Origin of the sequence: Streptomyces sp. NPDC050619 (assembly GCF_040654815.1) — a bacterium.
Lineage (GTDB): Bacteria > Actinomycetota > Actinomycetes > Streptomycetales > Streptomycetaceae > Streptomyces.
This window is the reverse complement of record NZ_JBFAIR010000163.1, coordinates 1-1,199: the sequence shown is the minus strand read 5'-3', so window position 1 is coordinate 1,199 and position 1,199 is coordinate 1. Positions and strand designations below refer to the sequence as shown.

2 protein-coding genes are annotated in these 1,199 nt (G+C 62.0%); one reads left to right on the top strand and one right to left on the bottom strand.

Going from position 1 to position 1,199, the window contains the following annotated elements; genetic code table 11:
* Positions 1-181: 181 nt before the first annotated feature.
* Positions 182-760: a hypothetical protein gene (locus AB0I77_RS53730; protein ID WP_096378269.1), complete on the bottom strand. Its 579-nt coding sequence runs from the start codon at positions 758-760 to the stop codon at positions 182-184.
* A gap of 280 nt (positions 761-1,040) precedes the next feature.
* On the opposite strand from AB0I77_RS53730, the gene AB0I77_RS53725 reads away from it, so the two are divergent.
* On the top strand, positions 1,041-1,199 hold a 159-nt coding region (locus AB0I77_RS53725; protein WP_363290356.1), incomplete at its 3' end, for a helix-turn-helix transcriptional regulator.

Sequence of the window (1,199 nt, the reverse complement as noted above, 5' to 3'; positions counted from 1 at the left end):
GTCTCCTTCGACCGCCGTTACGTAGGCAAACGCGCCCTGATTCGTCGACACACGCCAGTCGCCGGCAACGCGCTGGGTTCGAGCTTGTTCTTTCTCACTAGTTTGCCCATTGGGACGGCTCGCTTGGCACATTCTGGGTCTGCTTAGCCCATGTGCGGCGAAGACTGTCATCATTGAAGTACTAGCGCTGGGCTCCTGCGCGAAAGAGTACATGCTCCACATGGGGCGCTAGCAACCAGAACTCAGGCCCCAACCTGGCCAGATGAGTGACGAAGATCCGGCTCAACGCACTCCCAGGGCGGGGGTTGGGCGGGGGAAACGAACACTCAGCCCAAACCCCGGTGGCCAGCCGGGCCGCCCGCTGCTGCAGTTCAACATAGATCGCTTCGCGCACCTGCGCCGGCGCGGGCAGTCGTTGCTGGAGGGCAACGGAGGCACCTTGCCGGGTCGCGGCCCAGCAACAATAGCGCCATTGCGCAATAGACAGCGCCGGCTGGAAGTCGCGATGCACAAAAATGAAGTCCTGCGCCCACGCGGTATCGAACCGGTGCTTGGCCAGTTGGAGCTCGAAGAAATGCTCCGCTTCGGCCACAGCGAGTTCTTGCCAGTAGCGATAGCGTAGGGCCAGTCCGAAGTCATCTCGGGTGACGCTCTCTAGATACTCGCAGAGCACGGGCATCAGGCCTGAACGGTGGTACTCCGGCCAGGCGTAGCGCCACTGCAGTTGCTCGAGAGGGGTGTGCTCGGCATCAGGCTGCACCGCCCAGAGAGACTCCGGCTAAGGCACCTCGATGACCTGTAAGTCGCGCAGGGCACTTAAGGTGGCCAGAGCCAGGCGCCGAGTAGCCGCCACGGGGAGCCGATGCTCGCTCGCCATCAGCAGGGCGGCCAGGTAGTAGGCGCCGGTAACCCCCAAATCATCGATAGTGGCCGGACGTTGCTCAGGCATGGGGCGCACCAGTTGCGGGGCGACTAAGTATCTCTTAGTATCCAACCACCGGACCTTTCCGTCATCCTTAAGTCTTCCTTAGGGGTGGTCAGTGACGAAACGTCCGGCACAACTAACCGTCTTTGCTGTCCGGCTGGCACAGGCCCGAACCCGGGCCGGCTTGTCGCAGAAGCAGTTGGGCGTGTTAGCCGGTATGGACCCTTCGGTGGCGAGCCCTCGTATCAACCAGTACGAAAAAGGCGTTCACGAG